The organism is Ferruginivarius sediminum, from assembly GCF_003344765.1.
GTDB lineage: Bacteria > Pseudomonadota > Alphaproteobacteria > Kiloniellales > Rhodovibrionaceae > Ferruginivarius > Ferruginivarius sediminum.
On record NZ_QPMH01000006.1, the window covers coordinates 128,994 to 152,412 of the forward strand.

The 23,419-nt window shown below is 63.2% G+C and carries 16 protein-coding genes; 12 read left to right on the forward strand and 4 right to left on the reverse strand.

Features of this window, described 5'->3' with window-relative positions; translation table 11 throughout:
- The first annotated feature begins 532 nt into the window (after positions 1-532).
- From DRB17_RS08585 to DRB17_RS08605, 5 genes are all read left to right on the forward strand, one after another.
- On the forward strand, positions 533-1,936 hold the full coding sequence (locus DRB17_RS08585; RefSeq protein WP_114581793.1) for a mannose-1-phosphate guanylyltransferase/mannose-6-phosphate isomerase: 1,404 nt from the start codon (positions 533-535) through the stop codon (positions 1,934-1,936).
- 77 nt (positions 1,937-2,013) lie between these two features.
- Positions 2,014-3,345: a nucleotide sugar dehydrogenase gene (locus DRB17_RS08590; protein WP_114581891.1), complete on the forward strand. Its 1,332-nt coding sequence runs from the start codon at positions 2,014-2,016 to the stop codon at positions 3,343-3,345.
- Positions 3,326-4,579: a glycosyltransferase family 4 protein gene (locus DRB17_RS08595; protein WP_114581794.1), complete on the forward strand. Its 1,254-nt coding sequence runs from the start codon at positions 3,326-3,328 to the stop codon at positions 4,577-4,579. The genes DRB17_RS08590 and DRB17_RS08595 overlap by 20 nt, the downstream gene beginning before the upstream one ends.
- Positions 4,580-4,729: 150 nt before the next feature.
- Positions 4,730-6,070, forward strand: coding sequence for an O-antigen ligase family protein (locus DRB17_RS08600; protein WP_114581795.1), 1,341 nt, complete (start codon positions 4,730-4,732; stop codon positions 6,068-6,070).
- Between the two features lie 277 nt (positions 6,071-6,347).
- Positions 6,348-7,037: a sulfotransferase domain-containing protein gene (locus DRB17_RS08605; RefSeq protein WP_161958749.1), complete on the forward strand. Its 690-nt coding sequence runs from the start codon at positions 6,348-6,350 to the stop codon at positions 7,035-7,037.
- Positions 7,038-7,136: 99 nt separating this feature from the next.
- Here DRB17_RS08605 and DRB17_RS08610 read toward each other — a convergent pair whose 3' ends face one another.
- The 4 genes from DRB17_RS08610 to DRB17_RS19930 all read right to left on the reverse strand — a co-directional run bounded on the left by DRB17_RS08610 (position 7,137) and on the right by DRB17_RS19930 (position 11,518).
- Positions 7,137-8,069, reverse strand: a complete 933-nt coding sequence (locus tag DRB17_RS08610) for a sulfotransferase (RefSeq protein ID WP_161958750.1) — start codon at positions 8,067-8,069, stop codon at positions 7,137-7,139.
- Between the two features lie 19 nt (positions 8,070-8,088).
- Positions 8,089-9,516, reverse strand: a complete 1,428-nt coding sequence (locus tag DRB17_RS08615) for a class I SAM-dependent methyltransferase (protein WP_147274855.1) — start codon at positions 9,514-9,516, stop codon at positions 8,089-8,091.
- A 177-nt stretch (positions 9,517-9,693) separates the two neighbouring features.
- Entirely contained in the window at positions 9,694-10,917 is a 1,224-nt protein-coding gene (locus tag DRB17_RS08620) for a Coenzyme F420 hydrogenase/dehydrogenase, beta subunit C-terminal domain (RefSeq protein WP_114581799.1), read from the reverse strand.
- A gap of 388 nt (positions 10,918-11,305) precedes the next feature.
- Entirely contained in the window at positions 11,306-11,518 is a 213-nt protein-coding gene (locus tag DRB17_RS19930; protein WP_147274856.1) for a hypothetical protein, read from the reverse strand.
- Positions 11,519-12,383: 865 nt separating this feature from the next.
- Here DRB17_RS19930 and DRB17_RS08625 point away from each other — a divergent pair.
- The 7 genes from DRB17_RS08625 (at position 12,384) to asnB (ending at position 23,388) form a co-directional block, all read left to right on the forward strand.
- Positions 12,384-13,259 (forward strand): glycosyltransferase family 2 protein, encoded by an 876-nt coding sequence (locus tag DRB17_RS08625; RefSeq protein WP_161958751.1) that lies wholly within the window; start codon positions 12,384-12,386, stop codon positions 13,257-13,259.
- A 26-nt stretch (positions 13,260-13,285) separates the two neighbouring features.
- Positions 13,286-14,539: a polysaccharide pyruvyl transferase family protein gene (locus DRB17_RS08630; RefSeq protein ID WP_114581801.1), complete on the forward strand. Its 1,254-nt coding sequence runs from the start codon at positions 13,286-13,288 to the stop codon at positions 14,537-14,539.
- Positions 14,540-14,816: 277 nt separating this feature from the next.
- The gene (locus tag DRB17_RS08635) at positions 14,817-15,947 is read left to right on the forward strand and encodes a glycosyltransferase family 2 protein (RefSeq protein WP_161958752.1); all 1,131 of its coding nucleotides are present in this window, start codon (positions 14,817-14,819) and stop codon (positions 15,945-15,947) included.
- The gene (locus DRB17_RS08640) at positions 15,940-18,618 is read left to right on the forward strand and encodes a carbamoyltransferase C-terminal domain-containing protein (RefSeq protein ID WP_114581803.1); all 2,679 of its coding nucleotides are present in this window, start codon (positions 15,940-15,942) and stop codon (positions 18,616-18,618) included. The genes DRB17_RS08635 and DRB17_RS08640 overlap by 8 nt, the downstream gene beginning before the upstream one ends.
- Positions 18,619-18,718: 100 nt before the next feature.
- A complete protein-coding gene (locus tag DRB17_RS08645) occupies positions 18,719-19,735 on the forward strand; it encodes a lysylphosphatidylglycerol synthase transmembrane domain-containing protein (protein ID WP_114581804.1) in 1,017 nt (338 codons plus the stop codon).
- Positions 19,732-21,447, forward strand: a complete 1,716-nt coding sequence (locus DRB17_RS08650) for a hypothetical protein (RefSeq protein ID WP_114581805.1) — start codon at positions 19,732-19,734, stop codon at positions 21,445-21,447. Before DRB17_RS08645 ends, DRB17_RS08650 begins: the two co-directional genes overlap by 4 nt.
- A gap of 15 nt (positions 21,448-21,462) precedes the next feature.
- Entirely contained in the window at positions 21,463-23,388 is a 1,926-nt protein-coding gene (asnB, locus tag DRB17_RS08655; RefSeq protein ID WP_114581806.1) for an asparagine synthase (glutamine-hydrolyzing), read from the forward strand.
- Positions 23,389-23,419 lie beyond the last annotated feature (31 nt).

Consider the following 23,419-nt stretch of genomic DNA (forward strand, 5'->3'; position numbering starts at 1 on the left):
TTGTGGGGTTAGTGTGACTGAGGGACATCAAAAATCAGGCACCGCTCCAGCGTGGGGATTTTTGCGGCATCAGGGTCAGACGGTCCGGATAGGGATCTAAGCGCGACGCGCCCCGCAACCGGCTTACCACTATGCGCTTCCCAGCGTTCGTCAGTTGCTTCTTGGTTGCGCGAATCCTTTTGAAGGGATTGGCGGCGCCTTGCCGAGAGATCGACCCGAACCACCCTTGCGCTGGGCTATTCCGGTAGCGGTAAATACACGCCGCCGACCGTTGGCAGTGCTTGCCTCAACCTTTCGGACTACGACTTATTCTTTTGAGCAAATCCAGAAGAACCAGTCGCCCCGCATTGCGGTTCCGGTCTAATTTCCGCAGGCTTACTTACAGCAAACGTGCGAATTCCAAGGTTTGAAGGGGTCTTCATTCCAGCCTGCGTCTTAGGAAAGACACAGATGGTATGACCCTCATGCCAATCTGGCGGCCGAAACGCCTTCAAGCGCCAGTACGGCAGCCATTTCAAGAGGAAGATCGGTCATGGCGGTGGTTCCGGTTATTCTGTGCGGCGGCTCGGGTACGCGGCTCTGGCCCGTGTCGCGCCGGGATTTCGCGAAACAGCATGTGCCGATCCTCGGCGGTGAATCCCCGTTCCAGCGGACATTGCAGCGGATCGCAGCCACGGGGTTGGTCGGCACGCCGATCGTGATCACCAGCGTGGGCGAGCGCTTCCTGGCCGCGGACCAAGCGGCGAAGGCAGGCGTTCCCATCGAGATCGTGCTGGAGCCCGAGCGGCGCGACACGCTGCCCGCGATCGCCGTTGCGGCGGAACTCGCTGCACGCCGTGATCCGGAGGCCATGGCACTCATCCTGCCCTCCGATCATCTGATTCCGGATTTCGACGCCTTCGCCAGGACTGTGCACGCGGCGGCGGCGGCGGCGGCACAAGGCGACCTCGTCACGTTCGGACTGACTCCGACCAAGCCGGCGACATCCTACGGCTACATCCGTCCCGGCGCGCTGAACGGCTCGGGGAGCCGGCATATCGAAGCGTTCGAGGAAAAGCCGACGGCCGAGCGCGCCGCAGCCCTGATCGCGGAAGGATGCCTGTGGAACAGCGGCATGTTCTGTTTCCAGGCGAAGGCAGGCATCAAGGCGATCGAAACATATGCCCCCGAAACGGCCAAGGCCGTTGCAAGAGCACTGGCCCAGGGCGAGGACGACCTCGGCGCCCTGCGGATCGGGCCGGCCTTCGCGGACGCGCCGAAGATCTCCTTCGATTACGGGATCATGGAGAAGACGGACCGGGCGGTCGTGGTGGAGGCCGACTTCGAATGGTCGGATATCGGCGACTGGCGCGAAATCTGGGAGCAGTCCGCCAAGGATGAAAGCGGCGTCGCGCTCGAAGGCGAGGCTGTCGCGCTTGACGTTCGGAACAGCTATCTCCGCTCCGACGGACGGTTGGTGTGCGCGCTTGGCGTGGAGAACATCGCCGTCGTCGACACGCCGGACGCGGTGCTGGTGGCGCCGCTGGACCGCACGCAGGAGGTCAAGGACCTGGTGGGCAAGCTGGCGGCGCAAGGCCGCGCGGAGGCAACCGAGCCGGCCCGCGTCCACCGGCCCTGGGGCTGGTACCAGACCGTCGACCAGGGCGAACGCTTCCGGGTCAAGCGGATCCAGGTCGCACCCGGCAAGCAGCTCTCCCTGCAGAAGCATCATCACCGCGCCGAACACTGGGTGGTCGTGCGCGGCACGGCCGAGGTCACACGCGACAACGAGCTGCTGATGGTGCGCGAGAACGAGTCGGTCTACCTGCCGCTCGGCTGCGTCCATCGCCTCGCCAACCCCGGCAAGATCCCGGTCGAGATCATCGAAGTGCAGACAGGCGCATACCTGGAAGAGGACGACATCGTCCGGATCCAGGACGACTTCGGACGCCACTGAGCTGCCCTCCGCGCCCAGCAGCGCGCGAAGGGCAGATAAACCCTGACAGGACAATGACCGAGCGGCGGTTGAACGTAATGACGGTGCGAAACAGAAAGATCGCGGTGTTCGGACTGGGCTATGTCGGCGTGGTGTCGGCAGCCTGCCTGGCACGTGACGGACACAAGGTGGTCGGTGTCGATCCGCAGCCGGAGAAAGTGCGGCTTGTGCGGGAAGGCAAGCCGCCCATCGTCGAGCAGTTCGTCGGCGAACTGATCGAAGAGGGCGTGCGCACGGGCGCGCTGACCGCCACGACCGACGCCGCGGAAGCGGTGGCCGCGAGCGACATGAGCCTCGTATGCGTCGGCACCCCTTCCCGCCGCAACGGCTCGCTGGACACGGCGGCCGTCGCGAGGGTCTGCGAGCAGATCGGCGCCGCGATCCGTGGCACGACCGGCAGGCACGTCGTCGTGATGCGCTCGACGATCCTGCCCGGCACCATGCGCGGCGTGGTCATCCCCACGCTGGAGAAAGCCTCGGGCATGACGGCGGGCGAAGGTTTCCACGTCGCCAACAATCCGGAGTTCCTGCGCGAATCGACCGCCGTCTACGATTACGACAACCCGCCGAAGACCGTCGTCGGCGCCACCGACCCCGCGACCGCGTCAGAAGTTCTGTCACTCTACGAAGCGCTTCCCGGCCCGAAGATCGCGACCACGGTCGATGTGGCGGAGATGGTCAAGTACGCCGACAACGCCTGGCACGCGCTCAAGGTCGCCTTCGGCAACGAGATCGGCAACCTGGCCAAGGCCGTCGGCGTCGACAGCCATGCCGTCATGGATATCTTCTGCCAGGACGAGAAACTTAATATCTCGCCGTACTACCTGAAGCCGGGCTACGCCTTCGGCGGCTCGTGCCTGCCCAAGGACCTGCGCGCGCTGACCTACAAGGGGCGCGAGCTCGACCTCGACCTGCCGCTGCTCAACTCGATCATGCCGTCGAACCAGCATCAGATCGAGCGCGCCTTCGAGCGCGTGGCCAGCTACGGCGTCCGGCGGGTGGCCTTTCTGGGAATCAGCTTCAAGTCCGGCACCGACGATCTGCGCGAAAGCCCGCAAGTAGCGCTGGTGGAGCGGCTGATCGGCAAGGGCTACGACCTTCAGATCTATGACCGCAACGTGCACATGGCCAGACTGACCGGCGCCAACCGCGAATACATCGTCAACGTCATCCCGCATATCTCACAGCTTCTGAGCGACGATTTCGACGCAGTCCTCGAACACGGCGAGCTTGTTGTCATCGGTAACCCCGCACCGGAGTTCAAGGGCCTTGCGGCAAGGCTGCGAGAGGACCAGAAGCTGCTCGACCTGGTGCGCACGCCAGGAGCTTCCGACGGGCTCGGAACGCGATATGACGGCATTAACTGGTAGGCGCGAACTGGCGGCGGAACCGGCCAGCAAGCCGGGGCTGGGACGGCGGGTCCTGATCGTCGTGGAGAACCTTCCTGTCCCCTTCGACCGGCGCGTGTGGTCCGAAGCCACGACGCTGGCCGCCGCCGGGTACGACGTTTCGGTGATCTGCCCGATGGGCAAGGGACACGATGCGGAATACGAGCTTCTTGAAGGCGTGCACATCCATCGCCATCCCCTGCCCTTCGAGGCGCACGGCGCTCTTGGCTACCTGCGCGAGTACGGCAACGCCCTCTGGCACGAGCTGCGGCTTGCGCTGAAGGTCCGCTCCCAACGGGGTATCGACGTTATTCACGGCTGCAACCCGCCGGACCTGATCTTCCTGGTGGCTTGGGCCCTGCGGCCGTTCGGCGTGCGTTATATCTTCGACCATCACGACATCTGCCCCGAGCTTTTCGAGACCAAGTTCGGCAAGCGCGGCCTCCTGTGGGGCGCCACGCGGCTGCTGGAGCGGCTGACCTTCGGGACCGCGACCGTCTCGATCGCCACGAACGAAAGCTACGCCGAGATCGCCCGCCGGCGCGGGAAGATGCGGGCCGAGGACGTCTTCGTGGTGCGCTCCGGCCCGAAGATCGAAAGGCTGGAACTGCGCCCGGCGAAGCCGGAACTGAAGAAAGGCGCCAGCCACCTCATCGGCTATGTGGGCGTGATCGGCCAGCAGGAAGGCCTCGACCTGCTGCTCGACGCCGCCGAACACCTGATCCACGAGTTGGGCCGGCGCGACGTGCATTTCGGGATCGTCGGCGGCGGGCCGGAGTTGCCGCTGGTGGTGGCGGACTGCGAGAGGCGCGGGCTTGCCGACTGGTTCACCTTTACCGGACGCGCGCCCGACGACCATCTGCTGGACATGCTGAACACCGCCGACATCTGCGTGAACCCCGACCGGGTGACGCCGATGAACGATCTGTCCACGATGAACAAGATCCTCGAATACATGACGCTGAAGAAGCCGATCGTGCAATTCGATATGAAGGAGGGACGGGAATCGGCCGGCGAAGCCTCGCTCTACGCCACGCGGAACGATCCGGTCGACTTTGCGCGGAAGATCGCCGAATTGCTGGACGACCCAAAGCGGCGCGAGCGCATGGGCGAGATCGGGCGCGAGCGCGTGGAAACCCGCTTTTCCTGGGACCATTCGGCCCCGGTGCTGCTCGCCGCCTACGATCGCGCGTTCCAGAAAGCAGGCCGTGTGTAACCGGGCAAGAGGCAGCTACGCCATGGACCCCGGCGGCGGCAGACAGGTTGAACCATTTCCGACGGAACTACCCGGCATGAGCTTGAACCGCGCCCAGGAAAAGCCATTCCTGCAAGCCGCCATGCGAAGGCATGAGGCGGGCGATCCGAGATGAGTGTGATCGCACAGCCCGGCACCGCCAAGCGTTCCGGACGGACACGGACGGCTCGCAAGTCCAAGGGCGTCGCCGTCGCGCTGTTCTTCATCGTGACCCTGCTGATACCGATCGAATGGTCGATCGGGCCGCTGCACCTTCCGCCGTACCGGATGGTGCTGCTGGTGCTGACCCTGCCATGCATCGCACTCCTGTTCTCCGGCACGAAGGGGCGCGTCAGAACAGTCGACGTACTCCTCCTTCTTCACGGACTTTGGGTCTGCCTTGCCCTGATGGCCGTTCATGGCGTTAGCAAGGGGGTCGAAGCAGGCGGTATCTACTTCGTGCAGGCCTATGGATCCTATGCGATCGCACGTTGCTTCATCCGGACGCCCGAGGATTTCAGGCGCGTATTCCGCTTCCTTCTGATCGTTGTCGCGATGACGATACCGTTCGCGCTGTACGAATCGGTGACCGGCAAGCATTTGATCCTCGATACGCTTCGCCAGTTCGTTCCGGTCTTCACGCCGGCGCTGAAGGACCAGCGGATGGGCCTCTACCGCGCGGTCGTCGTGTTCGAGCACCAGATTCTCTACGGCGTATTCTGCGCCAGCATTCTCGGCATCGTTTTCTTCATCGCGCGAGGCGGAAAGCGGCTGACCCGCGCCGCCATCCCCATCGCAGCGACTTTCTTCTCCTTGTCTTCCGGTCCCATCGTTGCCGTGTTCTGCCAGGTTGCGATCATCGCATGGCACTACCTGACCCGGCGGATCGCTATGCGATGGTGGCTGCTGAGCGGGGTCGTCGCGTTCATGTACATCGCGGTCGACATCCTCTCCAACAGAACGCCTGTCCAGGTCTTCATCAGCTACTTGACGCTGAACCCGCGCAGCGCCTGGAACCGCATTCATATCTGGAACTTCGGCACTGAAGAGATCGCCCGGCACCCGATCTTCGGCATCGGTCAGAACGAGTGGATCAATGCTCCCTGGATGAGTCAAAGCATGGACAATTTCTGGCTGTTCGTTGCCGTTCGGTACGGATTGCCAGGGTTCATCCTGCTTGTCCTGGCATTCGCGGCGCTATTCATCCCATTGATGAGGTTGAAACCGGTCGACCGCCTGATTGGAGATTATCGTCTTGGCTGGATCATTAGCATGATCGGTCTGATCATCGCGGGCGGAACGGTTCATTACTGGAAAAATATTTTCTGCCTGATGATGCTGATATTTGGAAGTGCCGTCTGGATGCTGGACTACCGGCCCGAGCGGCGTCCTGAAGAGAAGAACCCTGCCACGCCACACGCGGTGGACACCGGGGGGTCGATGACGCCAGGCCGTCGACGACGCCGGCCCTAGCCATTCGCCATGTCGAGACCGCTGACGGAGCGGGTTGCGTATGCACCAGAACATCAGGACCGAAGCGGGTCACGTCGATTCCGCGGGGCAGCGCCCCCTCAAGACGTGGGCGTCCAGGGTTTCCGGCTTTGTCTCAAAGAACAAGGGGATACCGACCCGGAAACTCTTCTGGAATATCGTTTTTTTATTCTTGATTATTAGAGTATCGAAAATCTTTTCTCCCTCCAGCGTCAAGAAGAAAGACGGCTTCGTATTCGTCGCATGCCATCACAAGGTGATGACGACCTATTTCCATGCCGTCCTGCGTATCCTGTCGGCCGGGCTGAACCTGAAATTCCAGAAGATCAACTTCGAACAGCCGCCACAGGGAACGGACCTCCTGCTGTCGATGCAAAGCGCGTTCGACCCGAAGCAGTTCGGCGACTGTCGCGGCATTCATCTGATACGGGATCCGCGGGACATGATCGTCTCCGGCTACCACTATCACAAGTGGACGCACGAACCCTGGGTCCACCGCAAGGACGAGAATGGCAGGTCGTATCAGGAAAAGCTCAATGCGTGCTCCAAGCACGACGGGCTATTCATGGAGATCGATCATTTCATCTATATCTACGGCGATATATTGCGGAAATGGGACATCGGCGACCCGAATGTCCTGGAAGTACAATACGAACAGCTTATGGGAAGCGAAAGGCGCGTACTCTATGAGGAGATGTTCCGGCATCTTGGGTTCGCAAACAGGGAACTGACCTTCGCCTGCCGCCTGATGGAGCTGTTCGAATCGGAAAGCAGGACCGGCCGGAAGACCGGAGACGAGGCGGCGAAGTCCCACATCCGCAGTGGCCGCGCGGGACAGTGGCGCAGCGAACTGGGCCCCGAGCATCGGACCTACATAGAGGCGGAACTCGGTGACATCCTCAGGAAGTTCAACTACGAGCAGGATGGCTCGTGGGTAAAGGATTCGTGACGGTTGCGCTGGTGGGATGGAGCATGGCATTTCCCATGCGTGTCGGCGTTGGCGGCATTTCCCGCAATGTAACGTAGCGGCCGATAATAACGCGCCGCGCTAATCGATCGCCCATTCGGCGTCCGTGTAGTACTTTCCGGCGACAGGCATGGTGATGTCGCGTATCCTCTGAAGTTCATCTCGCCCGATTTTCCGCCGCCAGCTATACGCAACATCCTCCGAGTTGCGGACAAGATCGTGAAGCCGGTCTCCCCGTGCGTCCGCAGTATCGCCGCCCGTGGTTTTTCGAATGTAGGCCTCCACGCGTCTGGACATCGGAATGTCCAGCCTGTCCATGATCGCCGAGATTTCGCCCATGGGATCGAGGCACAGATCCTCGTGCCGCAGCCAGATCCAGGCGCCGTCCGCTTCCGCGTGGAAGTCGGCCAGCACCTTGTAAATGCAGCCCCAGAGAAGGCTGATCTCCTCGACCTTCGACAGATCCCGCGTCATCATCTCCCGATAGTCCGAGAGATGCCGCGCCATGAGCTGATCCTGTTGCAGGAAGTTCCTGAAATCGAAGGACCAGTTCCGCCGGCGGATACTTTGATAGAAAGCCGCGGGATGGCGGATCAGGACGATCACGTCGAAATCGAACTGCTTCCAGACGTAGTCGGCCGCGAAGCTCGCGATCGGGTCCTTCACAAGCATCGGCCACAGATGTTTCAGGAACATGCCATAAGCGGCATGCCGGAGCTGCCCACTTATGTTCGACATGTAGGGCCTCAGTTTTTCGCGGCGCGCAGCCGAAAAGTTGAAGCTCTTGTATGCCGGAACGCCTCGGACGAGTTCATCGATGACGGGGTTGTATTCCGTTGGGTCATCGATAGCCGCATAGGGAAAGGAATGCCGGACCTTGGCCATGCCGAAGCGCCGGTTGCACGGCTCGTGAAGGTACCAGTATTTACCCGAGCGCCGCAGAACACTGCCAAGGTAGGTCGACCCGCTGCGGTGCGAGCCGGCAATCAGAAGGTTCTTTCTTGTTCCGGCCATGCCGTAAGCGCCTCTCGGATCACGCCGGAACGCCATTGCCCCGTGCGGCCAGAGCCACGAACCTCCTGCCAAGCCACGGATCGACGGTTCCAAGCGAATACTTCGACAGACGCGCCTCACGACCCTCAAGCTGGTAGCTGATTCGCTGCGGCTGCAGGCCGGCCGCCTTGAACCACTGCCGGATGCCGGCGCCCGAGACGGTGTGAATGCCCGTGTCCGCGAAAGTGGCGTGTCCGTTCAGCCGGCGGGCGACAGGGTCCCCCTTGTAGCGGCGCATGCGCAGTGAGACATGCGCGAAGTTATACGATTCGGCGACGACGATACCGCCCGGCGCAACATGTTTGAGGAACTTCCGGATGAGGTCTTCGGGCTGCTCGACATACTGCAATACGTTATTGAACAGAAGCGCATCGAACCGGCGGTCGCCCAGGGTCTCGGACGCCATGCCGTAGTCGGCCGGCAGCACCTCGATCCCCCGCATCTTCGCCGATTCCGCTATCACACAGTCCAGCGGAACAGCCGTCACCTCATGGCCCAGCTCGATAAGCCTTCGCTCGCTCAGACCACGCTCGCAGCCGATCGAGAGCACGCGCCGCGCGCCGCGCGGCAGCGCATCAATGATGTCCTGGCGATAGGGCTGGAAGTACCGCTTGTCGAATTCCGCCGTATCCAGCCTGGGCCGGGGATTGAACAGCGGCCCGCGCGGCTCGCCATCCTGCTGAACCAGGGACAGGAGTTTCTCGATCTGCCGGTCGACCTCCTGCTTCTCGATGCCTATCCGGCCCAGATACACATCGGACAGATGCCGGAGGCGGAACTGCGGCAGGTGCGAGATCGGAATGACCTTTGCCAGTCCGCACCGCGTGTACGGGTCCGTCGCGGCCGAGCACAGCATGTCGTAGCGGCCCTCGTGCGGCGTTATGGCGTACCCTCCGGACTCGATGCAGCGGTGCAACTGCTGCCGCGTCAGGATATAGCTCGCGGCGTGATCGTTGGTGTAGCGCGCAAAGGTGTACCCGCCCGCCTGGAAGACCGAATTTGGATCCCAGTAATATCTTCCGTGGACGGTGGAGTAATATGTGGTCCCGTCCTCTGCGATCTCGTATCTGATGAACCCTGCGATCTTGTCGGCGGGGAGAACTTCGGTCGCTTTCAGGAAGGCGTCGATGTGCTCTTCTTTGATTTCAGTATCGTCTTCCGAATATATGAACAGGTCGTAATCATCTTTCCTGTCCACGAATATCGGACGATGCGCGAAAGGGAGAGACCAGGGGTTCTCCGAAGGCAGGCCGACGCGGACATCCACGTTGTCACCGAAGTCCTTATCAATGTTCGAGAGTACGACGATATCGACATCATGCTTAAAATTTCGATATGTATTTATTAATTTTTCCGCCAAATGGACGTTCTTCGTCCCATAATTGGCGATGGCGACGAGAATCTTCACGATCTTGCCCTTCCATTTCGTGCAATCGCGCAAACGGTATACTTCATGATATGGGCCAGCAATATCCGCAAAAGGACAATAACGGCGGCCCTATCCGCCAACGCGCATTACCACGAGCGGGCATCTCGACTTACCAATTTCGAGGTAATCCGGGCGAACGCAACCGCATAGCGTCGATCACTTCCGCCCGGGAAGCACGATACGGCGGATCGTCCCGAGGAAACTTCGCACATTCTGCCAGATGCCGGGTTTCCGTGCGGCCTTGGCCAGGTTGAAGCCGGCAAACCTCGGGACCGGCTTCAGCGTCACCGCCATGGCCACGATCCGGGAAAGTGCGAGTCCCTTCCGCTTTACCTGACCGGGCTGCATGTTCTCGATGCCGTCGATATCGGTCTGCGAAGCAACGATGGCGCCGTCGTCCATCGCCCTTTGCAGCAGACCCTCGCCATGCCGATTGCGGCTGACGATCAGGCTCCACCCCTCCTCCTCCTCGAAAAGGGGATAGCCCTTGTCATCGCAGATCCAGGCATCGGCGCAGACGATATCCGCCGCCCCCCCTGTCCCGTCGGGGCAGATCTTGCAGCGGAACTGCACATGCCGGCTGAGGATGCCGCCCCAGGAGTCCGCGTAACTCAGCCGCGCCACGCGTCCGTCCCTTGAGACGGCGGTGGCGAAACCCGGCCAGCCGTCGCCGCGGTATCGGAAACTCTGGAGTTCACCCTCCTTGACCCCAAGGCGCCCCAGAACCTCGCGCGCTCCGTTCAGACTGGGCACGCCCGCGCAGAAGAAGGAAAAGACGTAGGGGATCTTGCGTTCGATCCGACTGTCGAACCGGCTCATCGCCCGCAATGCCGCGACATCGCAGGGCTTGCCGACAAAGGCGAAACGCCCCTCTTCGGAAAGATGAGCCTCCAGGCTTGCCAGCGGCGCCGAGGGGGCATAGCGCGAGCCGGCCGCATCGAATACCTCGTCCCGGCCGAAGCTCTTGACGGTGACGTTGCCGATCGGGAACCCGGCATCGGCGCTCGTCTGAACGACATAGTCGACCTCCTTCTTCTCCAGAAGGTAAGCCAGCAACGCCGAAAGCGCCCCGCCCGAGGACGCGTTCCGCCGCATCTCCGGATCGGCCGCATGACCCGAGCGAACCTGGACGACCGGCCCCCACAGCGTATGATCGGTGCTTCCCTCGGAAACAGGCTGGGCGAGCCGAAGGCCAGGACACGTCGCGGAGATGAGGCGGTCTTCCTCACCGGACAGCGGTGCAAGTTGGCGGGGCCGCAGAAAGCCGCCGTCGGAAACCTCCATCTCGATCTTGCCATCGCTAATCGCGGCACAGAGCCCGCAGCCGCTGCAAAGGTCGCCTTTTCGCACGCGGGAGAGCGCCGGTGACGTCAACGCCATGCCGTCCCCCCCACCTCTTGGCGGCGCGGGGCGCGAACGTCGCGAGGCCGGGTCACCCTCCAGGGCCTCGCGCCGATAGCGTCCACTCGCAACCACTTTAACCATCCGGCTAACAGCTCTTCCCAGAAGTCTTACACCATTGTGAGTACAATAACGGGTGATCGCGAGCCCGTTCTGTGCCAAACTTCGGTTGTGCGGGTTTTTCCTATTCGCGTGTGTCGCCATCGATGCACGCCGGCGCCATGACGGGATGCCGCCATGACGTCACTCGGGGAAGAACGGTCTGGATTGGGGCAGTAATGTCGCGCCACATTGCGCATGGACGATCCGACGGTCGCGTCAGGAGTCGGTCGCATCGTATGCAAGAGCGACAGCCCTTCGGGATGTTTCAGGAGACGACGTCGCGCGGCGTCGACCCCGCCCCGAAGCCGGTGCGCCCGACAATGTGCCAGCCGATTGCGCTGCCCGCCACGGCGCCGACCGTGGCCCCCGATACCAGGACCGCGGCGTCGGGCGCCAACCACGAGGCAAGGCCCGCGCCCGCCAGGGCACCGATCATCGAACAGCAGAAACCGCCAATAGTAAGAATCCGCCAGGACATGGGATGTGACTTTCGTCCGCCTTGTGAATTCCTCGCGGTAAACACTCACCGCGCCAATCGCATTAAGGAAATGATAACCAGCCCTGAGATATGCTGGAATAGGCCCTTAAGGGGTAACTAATGAGACTTGATGCGTACCATTTATGTCGGCGACCGAACTTCGGTGAGATAAAGAGCACGACAAGACTATTAGATGCCGAAATCGACTGTGTAGCCAGACGTATCCGGGCCTGGAACTGAAGAACAACAATGGAGGAAGGGGTGATCGCAGTGGAACGCTCTCCGGACCGAGTTGGGCCGGGCAAGGCACTGGCGATTTGGGTTGCCGCCGGAATCCTCGGGTGGGGCGTGGTGATAGTGGCCATCCTGGCCCTTATCTAACGCAAACTGATCCTCTCCGGTATCCAGGCGCCAACCGCGGCCGCCATGAAGGCGCGTGCAATGGCGCCCGCATGACGTGTCGAAATCAAAGCATTCGACGCCTGTATTCATAGTCAATCGGCATTTCAGCCATTTCATTTTGAAACTTCTTCGCCGACAACTGATACGTTTAGGTTGCTCCCAAAGAGTTCCAGCATCGACCTTGCGCCGAGCATGACCTTGCCGGATAGTTCCGCAAGGTTTGCCGGTCGGGACCGGCTACACTGCCGACGTGCGCTGGCTTGAAAGCCGAAGGGGTAAAGGGGCGCCGCTAACTGGCGTTTCCAACCATCAACTTGTCGGCCACCAATAGCTGAGCGCGCTGCGTGCGTGGGGTGGAGTTTAACTCCGTGGCCCGGCGCGGACTTGGTTGGAGAGACGCCTTCATGAAGTTCGAAGAGTCAGTCGCTCGCACATTCGCGCGCTTATGGGCGGACAACAGCACATGACTGGAATTGCCAGCCGCTCCAGCATTGAGCCGCGCGCCTCGGTCATTGTTCCGGCGTACAACGAGGAAGCGACGATCGGCCGCCTGCTGGATGCCTTGCTCGATACGGCCCCGGACATCGAGATCTGCGTCGCCTGTAACGGATGCCGGGACGAGACGGAGGATATCTGCCGCGCCTATGCGCCGCGCGTCCGGGTTTTCGTGCAGGACCATGCCAGCAAGGTCGACGCGCTGAACATGGCGCTGCGGAAGTCCCTTGGCGCGGTCAAGGTTATCGTCGACGCCGACATTTTGATCGGCGCACGCGATGTGGAACGTCTCTGCGAGCTGGCTGAACGACCGGGCGTCGACGTGGTGCAGCCACGTCTCCACTACCACGCCGAGGACTCTGACTTCGCCGTCCGGGCCTACCTGCGGGCATGGGTGAGGCACCCTTACTTCCGCACCAAGATCGGCGCCGCCTACGCGCTAAGCCCGGCCGGCGTAAGCAGACTTGGCACCTTCCCGCAGATCGTGGCCGAGGACGAGTACGTCCGACGCAAGCTATACGACGGCGCGCTGTGGACCGAGGACGCCAAGGCGCACGTTTATATGCCGACGACGCTATGGGCGTTGATTCGCATTCGCAGTCGGAGTCTGTCGGGTGCCGAAAGTTTGGAGCACATACTCGGACACCTCGAACCACCGCCGGTGCCCGGCTTCAAGCCGGCGTTCCTGCGTATGCTGTTCGGCGGCGCGCCTGTCGCCGCCGCCGTTTATGCCTTCGTCGCCGCCGCCGCCAGGCTGCGAAGCCGCCTGCGGCGCGGCCGGCAGACGTGGGAACGTGACGGCACCTCGCGGGGGCCTGGCCAGGTCGCTCGCCGGGCGGGTTAGAGCGACATGGCGGCGGCACCGGAATCATGAACACACGCCCAGGCCTCTCGGATACCGAGCCCGCCCCGTGCCTGCGCATCGGGCTACTGTGGCATAGCGTCAACTCACCCAACCTCGGCGTCGGGGCGCTCACGATCTCCAATATCGCGATCATGGAGAAGGTCGCGAACGAACTGGGGGTCTCGGTTGAGTTCATCGTGCTGGGCTGGATGGACAAGAGCTTCCCGGTGTACGTGCAGGCGCCGAATGTCCGCGCCCTGGCGCTGAACGGCCGCGCCTGCAAGCCGGGCGGCGCTTTCTCGGCGGCGGTCGGGGATTGCGATCTCGTACTCGACATCGGCGCGGGCGACAGCTTCGCCGATATCTACGGCTGGCGGCGCTTCCTGTATCTCGCCTACACGAAATGGCTGGTCAAGCGGGCCGGGCGACCTCTTGTTCTGAGCCCGCAAACGCTCGGCCCGTTCAAGAACCGGCTCGCGCGGGCCATCGCCGCCTTCCTGATCCGGCGCAGCGATCTGGTTTTCGCCCGCGACAGGATGTCAGTGGATTACGCGCGCGACATCGGCGTTTCCCGGAAGATCATCGAGACGACGGATGTGGCCTTCCGCTTGCCGTACGAGAAGCCGTCACCATGGCCCGGTCCAAAGGAAAAGACGGTGGTGGGCATCAATATATCGGCGCTGCTATATCAAGGCGGCTACACGCGCGATAACATGTTCCAGCTCAGCATCGATTTCCCGGCTTTGATGGACAGGCTGCTCGACTACTTCGCAGGCATTCCGGACTGCGAGGTCGTCCTGGTGCCGCATGTCCTTTCCCACCGCGCCGTCGAGGACGACCTGAGCGTCTGCCAGCAGGTGCAGCGGGCGCACCCTGGGGTCAGCGTGGCGCCGGCATTCCGCTCGCCGTCGGAGGCGAAATCGTTTATCGCCGGCCTGGATTTCTTCATCGGCGCGCGAATGCACGCCTGCATCGCCGCGCTATCGACCGGCGTTCCCGTGGCGCCGCTCGCCTACAGCCGCAAATTCATGGGCCTGTTCTACGCCCTGGACTACCGCGACGTGATCGACTGCGCCGCGGAGACGACTGAAAGCGCCCTGGAAGCCGTGACCTTGGCGTTCGGCCGGCGAGACGAACTGGCCCGCATGGCCCGGCATTCGGCGGCTCTGGCGCAGGACCGGCTCGGCATCTACGAGGACGGCATCAAGGACTTCCTGGCAAGCCGCATTCCGAACCGCCGGCCCGCACCCGTTGCCGCCAAGTCGCGCTTGAGCGCCTGAGTCTCATCCTTCCCTTCCTCTTGAACTCCCAAAGAAATGCCGCGCTTCGACAGGCGAGCAGCGCCGATCATATGGAGTAGAACAACTTCATCGGAATAATACCTCGCACGGATAATTTATCCGTGGGGTATTCTGCTCTACACAAAAACAGGTCTACCGGCGGGTCTTCATCCAGAAAAAATGCGGGGGCCGCGGTGAAATCGGCAATCGCAAACACAGGCGCGCGGGCCGCGAGGTTGCCGAGGCAACGACTCTCCGATCACAGGAGACCATGTCGATGAGACAGCTTATCTCGGGCGATACGCTGGCCGTCGGCGACGAAGCGGAATGCGACGTCTCCGTCGTCTGTCCCTTCTACAACGAGGAAGCGATCCTCCGGTCGGTCGTCCGCGACTTTCTCGACCGACTCAAGCGGCATATAACCGGAAGCTGGGAACTGATCATCGTCAACGATGGCAGCAGCGACAATTCGCTGGCCATCGCGCAGGAGATCGCCCACGACGAGCCGAACCTGCGCGTCCTGACCTATCGGCGCAACCGCGGGCGCGGTCATGCGTTGCGTGTCGGCATCAGCCAAGCGCGCGGCGAGATCATCGTGACGACGGAGATCGACCTGTCCTGGGGCGACGACATCGTCGAGCGCCTGCTGGCGGCGATAGACGAAAGCCCGGACGTCGACATCGTGGTGGCAAGCCCGCACCTGAAGGGTGGTGGCTACAGGAACGTGCCGCGCAAGCGCGTGTTCTACAGCACCTTCGGCAACTGGATTATCCGCGCGTGCATGAGCAACGTGGCGACGATGAACACCGGCATGACCCGTGCCTACCGGCGCGACGCGATCCGCGCACTGCCGTGCGAGGAGAACGGCAAGGAATTCCACCTTGAAGCCATTCTCAAGGCCAGGGCGCTGAACTACCGCTTCCGCGAGATACCCGCGCTCCTGGAATGGAAGGAACACAAGTTCGCCGGACAAGCCGGCGGCCGACCGGCCCAGCCGCAGGTACGGAAGAGCAAGTCATCCACGAACAAGCTGATCTTCAGCCACACGCTGTTCAGCCTGTTCGCGAACCCGATTCGCTATATCTGGGGGATGAGCGCCGCGTCGTTCCTTATCGCACTGGTGTTCATCGCCTACGCCGTCGTCCGGTTCGCCACTGGGCAGGTCTCGGTCTTCATGGTGATCATCGGCTTGGCGCTTGGCATCATCTCGTTGATGCTGTTCGCCTTCGGCGTCGTCTTCCAGCAGGGCAACATGGTCCAGAAGCAGCTCTGGCGCCTGCAACGCGATCTGGCGACGGGGCCGCCGCTCAGCGAAGGGGGCAAGGCGTTCTATTTCGACGTCGCGGAAAGAACCGCCCCGGCTCCCGAACCCCGGCGCAAGCCGGTGGCGGTCGAAGGCCATGGTTAGCGCCCCTGCAGGCTCGCGGCCGCAGGCGGCGGTCCATGTCGATCTCGACGGCGCGAGCCAGATCTTCCGGCACAACGGCTGGGATTACCCCTACGCCGACGACCCTGTGTTCGAAACGGGCGTGCCGGCGCTGCTGCAATTCCTGAAGCACAACAACCTGCACGCAACGCTGTTCACCATCGCAGCCGACCTGGACGATCCAGTGAAGCGCCCGCTGCTGGAGCAGGCGGTCGCCGAGGGGCATGAGGTCGCCTCCCACACGATCCGCCACAGCGAGTTGAATACGCTGGACCCGGCGGCCAAGCGCGCCGAGATCGTCGACAGCAAGCGGAAGCTGGAATCCGAGCTGGGCGTCCGGGTCGAGGGCTTCCGCGCACCGTCGTACAGCATCGATCGGGACAGCCTTGAGCTGATCGCCGAGGCTGGCTACCGCTACGATTCATCGACCTTTCCGCAGCGCCGCTTCGCCGAGCGGCTGCAGGTTCCGGCGATCCCGCCCGCGCCCTACCGGCCCTTGCTGGACCGGCCGCTCGTCGAGTTGCCGTTGCCGATCAACCGGGTGACCGGCCTGCCGTTCCACCCCTCCTACAGCCTCATCCTCGGCCAGGGGTACTTCAGGCGCAGCCTGAGCGCCTACGCGCGGGCCCGGCTTCCGGTGGTCCTGCTATTCCACCTGATCGATTTCGCCGAGCCGCTGCCTTCGGACCGGCTGGCGGGCTTCAAGAGCCGCATCCTGACGCTGTCGCACCGCTCCGCCGCGGCCAAGCGCCGGCAGTGCCGGAAGGTCATCGAACACGTGCGCGAGTCCTTCGACATCGTCGAAACCTCGGCGCTTCTTCGAAACATGAACAGCGAGCAGCAGATGTCGAAAGTCGTTCTGGGCATTAGCACGACGCACGAAACCGGTGCCGCCGTGTACGAGGGCCATCGGTGCCGCGCTGCCGTCAGCGAGGAGCGGATGGACCGGGTCAAGTTCTCGACCAAGTACCCGCCGAAGAAGAGCATCAAGGCCGCCGTCGCCGCGTCCGGGGTCGACCCGCGGGATATTACCGACGTCGTCGTGGCCGGCTTGCCGGCCGGCCGGCTGTTCAGGCGCCTCGCCGCCGGCCAGCTTCAGGACACCTTCGATTTCCACGGCTGGAACGACTACTTCCCGCACTTCAACAAGGTGCTCTATCGCGGCTTCGCGTTCAGCCGGGCGCTGGGCTACCGGCGGGTGCTGGACTTCCTGCGTCAGGAATACGGCATCCGGCCGAACCTGCATTTCGTCGACCATCACCGCTGCCACGCGGCGGCGGCCCACCGCACGGCACCGTTCGCCGATTCCCTGATCGTCACGGCGGACGGCGTGGGCGACGGCCTGTCGATCACCATCTCCGAGGGCCGGCAGGGCCGCATCAACCTGCTGCACGAGGTGCCCTACCCGCACTCCTTCGGGCAGTTCTACACGGCCTGCACGCAGATCCTGGGCTTTCGCGCCAACCGGCACGAGGGCAAGATCACCGGGCTCAGCGGCTATGGCGAGGTGAACCCCGAGCTCTACGCCAAGGTGAAGTCGACCATCCGCAGGTCCGGCCCCGATTTCCGGCTGGACAAGCGCTATTACTCCGAAGGCATCGTCCGCGGCTTCTCCCTTGCCAAGCTGCGCAAGGGCGAAGACCTGTTCGACACCCTGCAGTACCGGGACTACAAGCCGCCGCTGAAGAAGCTGGTCGAGGGCTATAGTCGAGAGGACGTGGCGGCCGTTTTCCAGAAGCTGCTGGAAGAGGAGGTCATCGAGGTCGTCCGTCCCTTCGCCGAGCGCACCGGGATGAAGAACCTGAGCCTCTGCGGCGGGCTGTTCGCCAACGTCAAGCTGAACGCCGTCCTGTTCCGGGCGCTGAACTTCGACAACGTCTACGTCTACCCGCATATGGGCGACGGCGGGCTGTGCGCGGGCGCGGCGCTGGAGTTCCTGCAGGCCGAGCCGGAGCCGTTCGACGACGTCTACTTCGGCCCCGGCTACTCGGAAGACGAGATGGCCGAGGCACTGCGCGAGGCCGCCGGCGACGACCTCCAGTTCGAGCGGCACGACGATGTGGAGGACACGATCGCCGGCTTGCTTGCCGACGGCAACGTCGTGGCGCGCTTCGACGGACGCATGGAGTTCGGCCCGCGCGCGCTTTGCAACCGCTCCATCCTGTACTCCGCCGGCGACCCGAAGGCGAACGACTGGCTGAACAAGCGCCTGGGACGGACGGAGTTCATGCCCTTCGCCCCCGTCGCCATGGCCGAGCGCGCGGGCAGTATGTTCATGGACATCGAGGGGACCGAGCACGCCTGCAAGTTCATGACCATCATCCTGGACTGCACAGAGTGGACAAAGAAGAACTGTCCCGCCGTCGTGCACGTCGACGGCACCGCGCGGCCCCAGCTCGTCACGCCGGCGATCAACCCCAGCATGCATCGCATTCTGGAATGCTACGAAAAACGAACTGGCATCCCGTTGCTGGTCAACACCAGCTTCAACATGCACGAGGAGCCGATCGTCTGCTCGCCTCGGGACGCGGTCCGCGCCTTCCTGGCCTCGCGGCTGGACTACCTGGCGATGGGCCCGTTCGTCGCGCGTATCGGCGAAGCGGCGGCGCGGAAGGACAGCCGCCAGGACAGTGTGCTCGTGGCCAGCGGATGATGATAAGCGTGACAGCCGGGAGGTTTCACATCGCCCGCCGCGCGCGCCAATCTTGCACGGTGACTGAGACACCGTGCGCGTTCCCCGGCTGGATCGAAGCATGAGCATGCGTCCCGGCCCGAAAGCCAAGAACCACATCTTCACGGCGTTCAAGGTTTCGCTCGCCGTCGGGCTGTTCTACTGGCTGTTCCAGTCCGGGCGGCTGCAGCTCGACGAGCTTTCCAGGACGTTCGCGAACTGGGAATGGCTGCTGCTTGCCCAGGTCTTCTTCCTGGGAACGCAGGTCCTGAACGGCCTGCGCTGGAAGCTGCTGCTGCGCGCGCAAAGCATCGAATATCCCCTGTCCTCGACGGTGAGCCTCACCCTGGTCGGCTGGTTCTTCAACCAGGTGGCCTTCGGCTCGACCGGCGGCGATATCTACAAGGCCTACGCGGTCGCGCGCGGATGCCCGACGAACCCCGGCGGCGGCATCGTCTCCGTGCTCGTCGACCGGGCTTTCGGCCTGCTCGCGCTTTTCGTGCTGATCATCGCGGCTGGCATCCTGAACTTCGACTTTCTGCGGGCGAACCCGGAGTTGCGCTATCTCTTCCTGCTGTCGATCGGCGTTGCCGTCGCGCTCCCCATCGCGGCCTGGCTTTATTTCTCCGGCGCGGTGCGGCGAAGCCGCCTCATCAAGGTCGTCTTCTCGCGCCTGTCGAGGTATAGACTTGCGGGGCAGCTCCACGAGGCCATAGACGCCTACAGATCCTACCCGAAGATCCTGTGGTCCTCGGCCGTCATGTCGGTCGCGATGCAGCTTCTCATCGTCGCGATGAACGTTTGTTTGGCGCGCACGCTATTGAACGATTTCGACTGGCTGCCGTTCCTGCTGATCGTGCCCGCAGCACACTTGGCGATGGCCGTGCCGATCAACCCGCCCGGCGCGCTTGGCACGGCGGAAGCGCTCTACGCCTACCTGTTCGAACTGGCCGGCATCACGCTTGGCGGCCTGATCGCGCTCCTGCAGCGGATCACCTTCATCGCGTGGTCGCTTGTCGGTGCGGCGATCTTCGTGTCCCGAAAGCATTGGTCCGCCGTCGATCTCAGGTATTCGGCAAACGCGGAGAAGGCGGGATGACACTGGCACGGGCGCAATCCGGCGCCGACGAGGCAGCCGGCGCGACGGCGGAAAACCGCGAGGCGGCGGAGGTTTACCTCTCGGCGCTGCGAAGCCAGGCGGTGCGGGTCCTGAGCCTTCTCGACCGCGAGCCGTTCAGCCCGACGCAGGGTTGCATGGACCGCACGCATTGGGCCTGGAAATTCACCGACTTCCCGGGCGCGCGCTTCCAGGAAGGGCTGTGCTTCCTCAGCTTCCTCTACGCGACGCCGCTGGACGACAGCCCTTATTACCGCAGCGAGAAGCTGCTGCACTGGATTGCTGGCGGCTTCGACTACTGGTGCGGAATCCAGCGGCCGGGCGGCGATTTCGACGAGGCCTACCCCTACGAGCACTCGCTGGCCGCCACCGCTTTCACCTCGTTCTACCTGTCGGAGGCATGGCGCTTCCTGCACGGCGCGCTGCCCACGGCGACCGACGAGCGCTTCAAGGCGGCACTGACCCGCGCCGGCGACTGGCTGGTCCGCAACGACGAGACACACGGCTTCTTGTCCAACCATCTGGCCGCTGCGGCAGCAGCGCTCTACCACGCCTACCTGATCAGCGGCGAAACCCGCTTCGAGGAAGGCAGCCGTTATTTCCTGGACAAGATCCTGCGCCATCAGTCGGACGAGGGCTGGTACGACGAGTACGGCGGCGCCGACCCCGGCTACCAGACCCACGGCAGCTTCTATCTGGCCCGCTACCTGCAACTGAGCGGACGGAAAGACCTGGAAGAGTCGCTGCTGCGCTCGTTCGACTTCCTGGCCCACTTCATCCACCCGGACCGCAGCCTGGGCGGCGAATACGCCAGCCGGAACACCCAGACCTACTACCCGGCCGCCTTCGAGATGATGGCTAATCGCAGCGGCGCGGCGCGGTGGATCGCAGAGGAAATGCGCCCCGCCGTGACAAGCCTGTCGGCCGCCGGACTGGGCACGGTGGATGCCTACAACCTGTTCCCGCTGCTGAACAACTATGTTTTCGCCTACCTCGCCGCGCGCGAGCGCAAGGCCGGTGTACCGCCCACCCCGCCCGAGCAGCCGGAGCGGCTGCACTTTCCCAAAGCCGGCCTTCTGAAGGTGCGCAAGGCGCGGTACGACCTTTTCGTCGGCCTTGGCAAGGGCGGCGTCGTCAAGCTGTTCGACCGCGCCGCGCCCAGGCTCGTGTTCAGCAACGCCGGCTATATCGGCAAGCTGCGCGGCGGCGGCACGGTCTCGAACCAGTGGCTCGAACCCTCGCGCCACTGCGAGGTGGCGGACGGCGAAATCGCGGTGGACGGCTGCTTCTACAAGGTCTCGCGCCCGGTGATGAGCCCGCTGAAGTTCATGGTCCTGCGCGGGTTCAACCTGACGCTGGGCCGCATGCAGAAGCCCGCCGCCTGGCTGAAGTCGGTGCTGGTCAAGGTGCTGATCTACCGCAAGCGCCAGATGGACCTGCACGTCCGACGCCGGATCGTGCTGCATGACGACGGCATCGAGGTTCACGACAGGCTTCACGGCGGCGGCGCGGGCGAGGTCGATACGCTCGTCACCGACGAGGCCTTCACGACGATCCATATGGGCTCCGCCCGCTACCACGTGCCGGCGGAGCTGACTTCGACAAAAGACGGCGGCGATGCGTTCTACCGCCCGATCCTGGCAGACGAGCTGCGCCAGGGCGCGGAACGCCGTTGCCGTATCGTCCTGCCCTGAGCGGATCGGAAACCCATGTGCGGTATCTGCGGCTTTATCGGTTTCGAGGCGCCCGGCCTGATCGAGCGCATGACCTCGGTCATCCACCATCGCGGCCCCGACGATGCCGGGCATTTCGAGGACGGCAATATCGCGCTGGGCCACCGGCGGCTTAGCATCATCGACCTGGCCGGCGGCCATCAGCCGATGCATACGCCCGACGGCGCCATGGTCATCAGCTTCAATGGCGAGATCTACAACTACCGCGAACTGCGCGAAGACCTCGCCGCGCGCGGCCACGCCTTCCAGACCGATTCCGATACCGAGGTGCTGCTTCGCCTGTACCAGGAGGAGGGGCCGGCGGCGCTGAACCGGGTCAACGGCATGTTCGCTTTCGCCGTGTTCAACCGACAGACGCGTGAGCTGTTCCTTGCGCGCGACCGTGTCGGCATCAAGCCGCTCTATTACATGGAGCAGCCGGGGCGCCTGCTGTTCGCCTCGGAGACGAAGGCGCTGCTGGAGTACGACGGCTTCTCGCGAACCATCAACGCACCCGCCGTGCAGGAGTACCTGAGGCTGCGCTACGTACCGGGGCGGCAGACGCTGTTCCGCGATGTCAAAAAGCTTCCGCCGGGTCATTACCTGCGCTACCGCAACGGGCAGGTGGAGATCGAATCCTACTGGTCCCCGCCCCTGAACGGCCGGGGTGAGGAGAAGCGCGGCGAAGAGGATTATTTCCAGGAGTTCAAGGACCTGATGCGGCGCAGCATCAAGCGCCGCCTGATCAGCGACGTGCCGTTCGGCGCCTATCTGAGCGGCGGAGTCGATTCCAGCGTCATCGTCGCGCTGATGTCGGAAGTTGGCTCGTTGCCGGTGAAGACGTTCTCGGTCGGCTTCGACTACGAACACGACGAGTTGCTGGAAGCCGAAGCCACCGCGCGGCGCCTGGGCTGCGAGCATCGGACCGTCGAGTGCCGGGCATCGGACGTGGCGACACTGCTGCCGCAGGTGATCTATCACGCGGACGAGCCGCTGGGCGATGCCATCAGCGTCCCGATGTTCCAGCTTGCCCGGGAAGCGAAGAAAGAAGTCACGGTCATTCTGACCGGGGAAGGCGCGGACGAGATCCTCTCCGGCTACCTGTTCCACAAGGTGATGGTCGCCGGGCACCTCTATCGCAAGGTGGTGCCGTCTTTCCTGAGTTCGCACGTGGTGCAGCCGATGCTCTCCGCCGCCCCGGCATCCTGGATGAACGCGGCCTTCCAGTATCCGGCGTATCTGGGAGAGCGCGGCAAGCTGAAGGCGGTCGATTACGTCCGCATGCTGACTGGCGGCTCCATCGCCGACCAGTACCATCACCTGATCTCGCTCTTCGACGACCGCGACATGGGGAACCTGTTTACTGCCGAGTTCGCCGAACAGATCGCCGAGCAGCGGGCGGGGCAATTCGTCTTCGACGACGTGCCGGGCACGTTCTTCGACCGGATGCTGCGCCTGCAGTTCGATCACTGGCTGCCGGACAACATGCTGATGCGCCAGGACAAGATGGGCATGGCCAGCGGCATCGAGGGGCGCGTTCCCTATCTCGACCACGAACTGGTCGAGTTCGCCTTCGCCCTGCCCCGGAACCTGCGCCTCAAGGGGCTGACAGGGAAATACATCCTGCGCCGCTTCGCCCAGGAGTTGTTGCCGCGCGAGACCTCCAACCGCAAGAAGATGCCGTTCTACGTGCCTGTTGAGAACTACTTCGAGCAGCCCGATTTCATGAGGCTGATGGAAGAGCTTCTAAGCCCCGACGCCATCGCCCGGCGCGGCATCTTCGATCCCAAGGCCGTCGAATCCCTGCGGAAGGCGATACGCCGTAAGGAGTTCCTCCTCGTAAAGCAGGTATTCAGCCTGATGGCGCTGGAGCTGTGGTTCCGCATGTTCGTGGATGGGGAAAGCGTCGAGTCGTTGATGTAGGCTTGGTTTTTCCACGCTCGTTGCCTGCAAA